The sequence below is a fragment of the Acinetobacter sp. V104_13 genome (assembly GCF_031798995.1).
GTDB classification, from domain to species: Bacteria; Pseudomonadota; Gammaproteobacteria; order Pseudomonadales; family Moraxellaceae; genus Acinetobacter; species Acinetobacter pittii.
Genome location: NZ_JAVQNP010000004.1, coordinates 1 through 7,805, shown reverse-complemented (window position 1 = coordinate 7,805; position 7,805 = coordinate 1). Strand labels below are relative to the sequence as shown.

The following is a 7,805-nucleotide window of genomic DNA, read 5'->3' as shown; positions in this document are numbered from 1 at the left end:
TCTGGATATGAAAATGAAGGAATATATCGTCTGATTAATTGAGCCTGTGTAACAGATATCCTCTAGTTTCTAGTTCTAATAAAAACACTGGTCAAGGTAGCTCAAGTCGACACAGGCTTTGCGGACGGTATCTGCGAGAACGCCCTGCAGTGGGTGCGGAGCTGCTATTTCAGGAAGAAGCATATTCACCTGGTAACTGATGGCAACGGTAAGCGGCCGTACTACTAGGTCCGATCCGCTAAGTTCCATTGCAGTGAACGGGTTTACGATGGCAACGCCCAGCCCTTGACGCACCATGGCGCAGACGGCCATTGCACTCGTGGTTTCAAGCAGGGTTACGCGATGTACTTTAGCGTCCTCGAACATCGCATCAATGGCGGTTCGATACGGGTCGCCAACCGCGAGGCTGATGAAGCGCTCGCCTGTAAAGTCGCGTGGTTGCAGTCGCGCCTTGCGGCACAGACTGTGATCACGTGGCAAAACAGCCACTTCATTAACTTTTAGTAAGGGCTGTAAGGCAACTCCAACAGGAGCCTTTTGGGTTTCACTCAGCCCCAAGTCAAAACGTTGTTCACTCATGGCTTGTTCTAGCCAAGGCGACTCTAAGGGATGTACGCTAACGCCTGAATTAAGCCGCGCCGCGAAGCGGCGTCGGCTTGAATGAATTGTTAGGCCTCAAGCAGTAGCTGCCAGTAGCCCACGTCTACCCAACGGTCTTGCTTGAACCCAACCTGCTCAAAGTGGGCAACCTTCTTGAATCCAAGGCGCTCGTGAAGGCCTACGCTTGAGGCATTGGGAAGGGCAATGCCCCCGATTACAGCATGCATAGAGCATGCGCGAATCGCATCAATGAGCGCGGCGTAAAGCCGGAGGCCAAGACCCTTGCCGGTATGCGCTGGGTCCAAGTACACAGTGGACTCGACCGAATAGCGATATGCGCAGCGGCCTTTCCATTTTGAGGCATAAGCGTAGCCAACGACCTGGCCCGATACCTCGGCCACTAACCAAGGCAGAGAGGATTCCAAGGTCTCGGCGATTCGCTGCGCCATCTCCGGCACACGGACGGGTTCGGTCTCAAAAGTGATGCATGTCCCCAGCACATAAGGGCTGTAGATGGCCGTGATGTCGGCAGCATCGCTTTCTCTTACGGATCGGATTGATGTTTCCATGAGGCCTAACTCCTAGTTCAGGATGTGCATGTGAGAGATATACCAGTGCGCGGGGTACCAAGGCATGGGCCAATGCTGGCAAACACGCAATTCGCAAGCGCCCTGTCGCTTGCGTGCGCAATTCGCTGGCGCGCGCTGCGATCTGTTCCAAGCCTATAAACGAGCGTTCTACTTCCTGCATCAACGCGAGTGCCCGCACGGTAGGTCGTAATCGGCCCCGCACCCGGTCAAAAAGGTTAAACCCCAGTAACTGCTCCAAACGACCCAGCTCGCGACTCAAAGTGGGCTGGCTTGACGCACATGCTTCAGCTGCACGCCCCAGGTTGCCGTGCAGCATGATGGCGCGAAACATAGTCAGCTGGCGATGAGTTAAATTCATATCAATATTGAATAGCTAAACAACAAGAATAGCATTGATTGAATTGACTATGAAGTAGATCATCTATCCATGAATCCTTTTACTCCCACTACCATTGCTCCTTTGGCTCAGCAATTTGGTACCCCGCTGTGGATCTATGATGCCGACACCATTACGTGCCAGATTGCCGCTCTGCGGTTGTTTGACATAGTGCGTTTCGCTCAAAAAGCCAACTCCAATACACACATCCTTCGCCTCATGAAGCAACAGGGCGTAGTGGTGGACTCGGTGTCTTTGGGTGAAATCGAACGCGCATTGGCTAGTGGTTTTACGCCAGGCTTGCACAACGGGCACGCAGACATCGTATTCACGGCTGATCTGCTAGATCACGCTACGCTTGCGCGCGTGGTGGAACTAAATATTCCTGTGAACTGTGGTTCAATGGACATGCTAGACCAATTGGGTACGGTCAACCCAGGGCACCCGGTGTGGTTACGCATCAATCCAGGTTTCGGGCATGGCTACTCCAAGAAAACAAATACTGGTGGTGAGCATAGTAAGCATGGCATCTGGCATGGCGACCTAGTACGCGCCTGCGAAAAGATCAAGTCCAACAGCTTGGCCTTGCAAGGTCTGCACATGCATATTGGCTCAGGCGTGGACTACACGCACTTGCAAGAAGTGTGTGGTGCCATGCTGAAGTTGGTAGAGGTAGTGAATGCGCAGGGTTTAGATCTGCACGCCATCTCCGCGGGCGGGGGGCTATCTGTTCCCTATCAGACCGGTGAACCCACGATTGATACAGCGAACTATTTTTCATTATGGAATGCAACGCGCCATGCAGTGGAACAACTACTAAAGCACCCAGTGAAACTAGAAATAGAACCAGGTCGCTATTTAATGGCCGAGTCTGGTGTGTTGGTCACTGAGGTACGCGCTACGAAGCAACAGGGCTCCAACCATTTTGTGATGGTGGACGCCGGCTTCAATGATCTGGTTCGCCCAGCCCTATACGGTGCCTACCACGGCATGGAGTTGATCCACTCTGATGGCACAGCGGTTAATGGCCTGCAGTTAGACACGGTGGTTGCCGGACCTCTGTGTGAGTCAGGAGATGTATTTACGCAGGGAGATGGTGGCGTGGTGTTACACCGATCCTTGCCGCAGGCGCAGGTGGGAGATCTACTTGTATTGCACGACACCGGTGCGTATGGCGCCTCCATGTCATCGAACTACAACGCGCGCCCGCTGATTGCCGAAGTACTGATGGAAAATGGTGAGCCCCGGCTTATTCGACGAAGGCAAACGGTGGCTGAGCTGCTCGCGCTGGAGGCGGTGTAAAGTGACCAAACAAAATTATCAACTTAACTGATCTAAGTCGAGCTGCGGCAGTAGATCAGTGAACTCAATTGATCGTATAGATGAAGATCAGCATCTCGATTCATATCCAGCCCATGATGTGAAGTTGATAAAGTTAATATTCAGATTAGCTTTTAACCCCCTATTTAACATAATGGTGGTTATACGAAATCCAGCTGTTAGAAACCATTTATTACATCAAAAGTAATGAAAAAGTAAAGAATATGCTTTATATTATCTTTACTTTAATGGTTTTTGAGTGAGGGAATTATGTCCGCAGTCAATTTCAATATGCGCTTAGAAGCAGAGTTAAAAGAACAAGTTACCCCTATTTTGGAAGACTATGGTTTGACTATGCCTCAAGCATTCAAACTGTTCTTGAATCAAATCGTTAAAACTAAAGCGATTCCTTTGTCTTTTGACTATGCACGAGAACCTGCTTTAACGCCTAAAGCAGCAGCCAAGTTACTTCAATCTTTAAAAGAGATCGAAAATGGTGAGTACACCGAGTACGAAACGGTAGAAGAAGCGATTAAAGCTATGTCGGAAGAAGCACATGGCTAAACGTAAGATTATCGTAACCAGTTCTTTTAAACGTGATATTAAAAGACGTTATTTAGAACTGGTTACGGCTGAATGGGCAGAAGTATTAGATTGTTTAGTCGCAAATAATCCTTTGCCTGAAAAGTATTTAGATCATCCCTTGAAAGGTGGTGCAGAGTTTAAAAATTGTCGTGATTGTCATGTGAAGCCTGATTTAGTCTTGATCTATAGGCTTGTTGGTGACGATATTTTAGAACTGCATCAGTTGGATAGCCATTCCGAAATTTTTGGATGACTATCGCTCGATGCTTTGAAAGATGGCTTTAGCCATGTTTCAAAGTCGGGCAACTTTGCGACTGCTGTCATTGATTCGGTGATGGCAAGAGCCGAGCAAAGTACTGTCTAATCATTATTTTGGGTCAATCACACAATAATCCTTATTCGCTCCGTGACAGTCATTTTTCATGATGCGAACGCAAGACTTCCCATTGCAATTTTTAATATCTAGGCTGTATTTTTGTTCTAGCCATGCAACGTCTGCTCTACGCTGTTTGATTTCGTCCATGCTCGGCACATATAAAAATAATGCTAAAAAGAAAACGATCAGCAAGCTAACAAAAGCACTGGCGTAGATTGCCATGAATCGCCAGTCAAGTTGATTGGTTGCATTGTTTAATTCTCGAATACTGTTGTTGAGTGCGTCTATTTGCTTCTGATTGGCGTTTTTTAGGTGTTTTTCGGTCTTATTGAGTACTCCGCTAGCCACTTCCTTGTAAAACGCTTCTAATCGCTTGTTATCGTCTGCTATGGCTTCTCGATACTCTTTCATAGATGCCAGTAAAATATAGAGCTGGTCATCTAGGTCGTTTTGGTTGCTCATCGGTACATTCCGCCCTGATCTAAGTCTTGTGATGCTTTACGGTTGGCTCGCTCGGCTTGCTGTTGCTCTAGTTTTTGCTGTCGTTGTATTTCGGCTTGGCGTTCTTGTTCTAGGCGTTTAGCTTCTTGGTTTTTCTGCCATTGCTCGAAGCCTTGCTCGGCACGGTTTAAACCGTGCTGTAAAACGCTGTCTGTGCGCTGTTGCTGTTGTTTGAGGTGTTGGGCGTTGTGTTGCTTCACATGGTCGTTATAACGGCTGATTTCGGTGTCTATGCCTTGTCTACGGAGTTGAGTGACCGAAGTCCCCTCATGGATGGTGGCTTGTAGCCCGTTGTTCTGATCGGCATAGCTGCGGTGATCTATTTTTTCTCGGTAGCCTGCACGTTCCAATGCTTTATTGGCTAAGTCTGCCCATGTTTCTCTAATTTGCTTAATGTCTTCTTGGGTTGTCCCCATACCAAGGCTTTTTCGTTTGGAGTTGCTGAGTTCAATATCGGTTTTGGTGTTCAGAGTGAGTTTATTGTCTGCGTCCAATTCGGCTTTTCGGGTTGTGAGCATGATATGGGCGTGATGGTTTTTATCATTACCGCCTTTACTCGGTTCATGGATGGCTAAATCTGCGATTACGTCATAGCGATCAACTAAGGACCTGGCAAAGTCTTTTGCCAAGTCCTTACGTTGATCAGCGTCTAATTCATCAGGCAGGGCAATCACCCATTCTCTAGCGGTTCGGGCATCTTTGCGGTTCTCGGTTTTTTCTGCCAAGTTCCAAAGTTCGCCACGGTCAATTTCAATATCTAAATTAGAGATAATTTCAGAATGGGCGACACCGTCTTTTCTCGTAAAGTCATGGGTTAGCCCTGTGCGTTCATCTTCTAGTTTTTCACCTGCACGATAGGCACTTGATGCAACCGCAGTTCGTCCTGAACTTCGGTTAACTGTTTTAGTTGAACAATGATAGATTGCCATGCAGTCGCCTTGAGATGCTTTTGCTTTTAAAAAATTGCGTAGCAGTTTTTTGGGGTTAAGGGGTATCCCCTTACGCAAACTTTGACTTGGATGAAATCCAAGTCGTAAGTGCGCATTTCATGAAAAACACGATAGCATATTACCCGCTTGAATTTCAATTCATAGGGTCTTATGCTTGAGTGGTTTTCTACATCCCGAAATTTGACGTTATGACAAAATCAACTGAAAATATTGAAAAGAAAATTGAAGCCCAGTTAGAGAAGCTGAAACAGTTAAAGGCACAGAAACAAGCTATCGAAGCAAGAGAACGTACCAAGCAAAAGGAACAGCAACGAAAGGATGATACTCGGCGTAAAATCTTGCTCGGTTCTTATTTGATTAAAAAAATGCAGAATGAAGCCAATAAAGAAAAAATATTGGCTGAACTCAACGAATATTTAACAGAAAATAGAGATCGACAGCTTTTTGATTTGCCCGACATTGAAGCCTAATTTTTGTTAGCTGTTTGGTTGTTTTGTTCGGCTTGATACTCTGGAATGAGCGTATTTAAAACCTTTTGAATCTTGTCCTTGTCTTCTATCTGCAAATTATCTCGATAGTAAATTAAGTCCTGTATTTTGCTTTCCATCTGCATTTTTTCGGTGGGTTCGGCATCTTTGGATAGTCGGGATAATAGGAAGATATAACCGCATATATTTTCCCTCGCAATTTCATAATTTACGATGTCGAGGTATTCAACGGTCACATGCTTTAGATCGGTTGATAGGTTATTTAATTTAATCATGGCTGAAATCCTGATTTTTCTAAAATTGGATAAAGCTCTCTGAATTTTTCAGGCTCTAAAAGCATATCAGCGATACGTATAGCAAATTGCTGGTAGCTTTCTGTGCCTTGTGAATATTTACTCATTTCAGGCATTTCAGACATTTTATTGGCAAATAAATGGCGTTGCGCATCGGTCATTTTTATAAAAAAGTCAGGGGTGTTTGGATCTCGTTTAGTTTCAATTTTAGGTTGTACTTTTTGCTTAAACTTGAATGAAAACCCTGTAATTGTACGCCCTTTCTTGTGTTGCTCATAAGTGGCTTTTATGTCTGTATGTTCATTGATTTGAGTAATGGCAGTTTCTAATACACGGCTTTTAAAATGGTGCATACGTTGATATTCATCATCTTCAACACCTAAATTTTTACGTAATTGTTGTAGTTCAAAAACAGGTGTTTTACCAACTTCACGCCAAGCGATTAATAACTCATAAAGTCTAGTGGCATACTTACTGGTCAGGTGTGCAACTTGTTTGGCTTCATATTTTGTAAAGTGTTCTTCTAATCTAGTGATTAAAGGCACTACATCAGGTGCGAAAGTAATTTCTAGTAATGCCAAATCATCTACATAAAAAATACGACTCACCCAGCGAGAGCGAACGATACCTACCTTTCCTGTTTTTTTATATTCGGCTGTATAGCTAAACTGCCTGTTAAATAGATTATTTACAGCATCTTTCAGGGCTTTGTAGGATGCATCAGGTGATACATTAAATAGCTTTGCATAGTCACTAGCATGTATTTCTAGTTTGCTATCTGCCGTAATACCCTGCCCTAATTCTCTTGCATTAATGATTGCAAGCATGACTAAACGCTGTTCTGTTAGTTCTAAATTATAACTGGCGTTTATTAATGCATTATCTTTCACAACTAAACCATTCTTCATATTAAATACACGTTATTATTAATGTGTATTTACACACTATATATTTTATGTGTGTAAATCAAGAGAATTTGTGTGCTTATACAAGAGAATTTGTGTGCTTATACAAGAGAATTTGTGTGCTTATACAAGAGAATTTGTGTGCTTATATACGCTAAAACCCTCTTATATCAATGCTTTCAGCTCATCTAAAAGCATTTAAAAGCTTTAAAAATAATTAAAAGCCTTTCGAGAGGGGAGTGCAAACTGCCCTAGGTACTCGCTAAAGCTCGTACTCTATTGAAGCTCGTTCCTCGCTTCGTGGGGCAGTTTTTAGTTAATCCTGTTTGTGAAATCTAAAAGCAAAAGCATTTGTAATGTATTCGCTTCGCTCATACTTTTTGAAAAGCAAAAGCTCCAAAGTTCGCACCCATTCGGGATGCTCTGTACCTACCGTTTAAAATCGAAAGGGAGCTTGTAATCAGAGAAAAGGCGAGGGCGAAATTTTGATGATGCTCAATCGCTCGTAGACACTCGCTCGGTTCTTATTATCTAGGTTTTAATTATTTACTGGAGCTAATCAAAGTTGTGAAACATTGCTTAAATAATAGGCGTGGAACGTGAAAAATCATAAAAAAAGCCCGAACAGGGATGTTCGGGCTATCAACTAGAAACTACAGCATTGATTTCTATAGATAATTATAACGCATTTCGTATAAGGTGTATTATGTTAATTTTAGAAAATCTTTAGATTAAAAGAAATTTTCTGGATATGAAAATGAAGGAATATATCGTCTGATTAATTGAGCCTGTGTAACAGATATCCTCTAGTTTCTAGTTCT

General features: G+C 44.0%; 11 protein-coding genes. 4 read left to right on the top strand and 7 right to left on the bottom strand.

What is annotated here, in order from left to right:
• Positions 1-75: 75 nt before the first annotated feature.
• The 3 genes from RMB06_RS00465 to RMB06_RS00455 are packed head-to-tail and all read right to left on the bottom strand — an operon-like array spanning position 76 to position 1,521.
• Positions 76-666, bottom strand: a complete 591-nt coding sequence (locus RMB06_RS00465; protein ID WP_311077819.1) for a LysR substrate-binding domain-containing protein — start codon at positions 664-666, stop codon at positions 76-78.
• A gap of 2 nt (positions 667-668) precedes the next feature.
• Positions 669-1,169: an arsinothricin resistance N-acetyltransferase ArsN1 family B gene (locus RMB06_RS00460; RefSeq protein ID WP_311077817.1), complete on the bottom strand. Its 501-nt coding sequence runs from the start codon at positions 1,167-1,169 to the stop codon at positions 669-671.
• Entirely contained in the window at positions 1,075-1,521 is a 447-nt protein-coding gene (locus RMB06_RS00455) for a LysR family transcriptional regulator (RefSeq protein ID WP_311077818.1), read from the bottom strand. The genes RMB06_RS00460 and RMB06_RS00455 overlap by 95 nt, the downstream gene beginning before the upstream one ends.
• Before the next feature lie 96 nt (positions 1,522-1,617).
• On the opposite strand from RMB06_RS00455, the gene lysA reads away from it, so the two are divergent.
• The 3 genes from lysA (at position 1,618) to RMB06_RS00440 (ending at position 3,724) form a co-directional block, all read left to right on the top strand.
• On the top strand, positions 1,618-2,868 hold the full coding sequence (gene lysA / locus RMB06_RS00450; RefSeq protein ID WP_004870965.1) for a diaminopimelate decarboxylase: 1,251 nt from the start codon (positions 1,618-1,620) through the stop codon (positions 2,866-2,868).
• Between the two features lie 288 nt (positions 2,869-3,156).
• Positions 3,157-3,450, top strand: a complete 294-nt coding sequence (locus tag RMB06_RS00445) for a type II toxin-antitoxin system RelB/DinJ family antitoxin (RefSeq protein ID WP_004870963.1) — start codon at positions 3,157-3,159, stop codon at positions 3,448-3,450.
• Complete coding sequence (locus RMB06_RS00440) at positions 3,443-3,724, top strand: type II toxin-antitoxin system YafQ family toxin (protein WP_001129137.1); 282 nt, start codon at positions 3,443-3,445, stop codon at positions 3,722-3,724. Before RMB06_RS00445 ends, RMB06_RS00440 begins: the two co-directional genes overlap by 8 nt.
• Positions 3,725-3,838: 114 nt before the next feature.
• Here the strand turns inward: RMB06_RS00440 and RMB06_RS00435 are convergent, their stop codons facing one another.
• Together RMB06_RS00435 and mobQ are read right to left on the bottom strand one after the other, a co-directional pair.
• Positions 3,839-4,309 (bottom strand): hypothetical protein, encoded by a 471-nt coding sequence (locus tag RMB06_RS00435; protein ID WP_004870960.1) that lies wholly within the window; start codon positions 4,307-4,309, stop codon positions 3,839-3,841.
• Positions 4,306-5,277, bottom strand: a complete 972-nt coding sequence (mobQ, locus tag RMB06_RS00430; protein ID WP_311077807.1) for a MobQ family relaxase — start codon at positions 5,275-5,277, stop codon at positions 4,306-4,308. The genes RMB06_RS00435 and mobQ overlap by 4 nt, the downstream gene beginning before the upstream one ends.
• Positions 5,278-5,486: 209 nt before the next feature.
• Here mobQ and RMB06_RS00425 point away from each other — a divergent pair, with 209 nt between their 5' ends.
• On the top strand, positions 5,487-5,768 hold the full coding sequence (locus tag RMB06_RS00425) for a mobilization protein (RefSeq protein ID WP_311077804.1): 282 nt from the start codon (positions 5,487-5,489) through the stop codon (positions 5,766-5,768).
• On the opposite strand, the gene RMB06_RS00420 is transcribed toward RMB06_RS00425, so the two are convergent.
• Both RMB06_RS00420 and repM read right to left on the bottom strand, forming a co-directional pair.
• A complete protein-coding gene (locus tag RMB06_RS00420) occupies positions 5,765-6,061 on the bottom strand; it encodes a hypothetical protein (protein WP_311077802.1) in 297 nt (98 codons plus the stop codon). The two genes, RMB06_RS00425 and RMB06_RS00420, sit on opposite strands and share 4 nt — an antisense overlap.
• Positions 6,058-6,987 (bottom strand): replication initiation protein RepM, encoded by a 930-nt coding sequence (gene repM / locus RMB06_RS00415; protein WP_032072978.1) that lies wholly within the window; start codon positions 6,985-6,987, stop codon positions 6,058-6,060. The genes RMB06_RS00420 and repM overlap by 4 nt, the downstream gene beginning before the upstream one ends.
• Between the last annotated feature and the right edge of the window lie 818 nt (positions 6,988-7,805).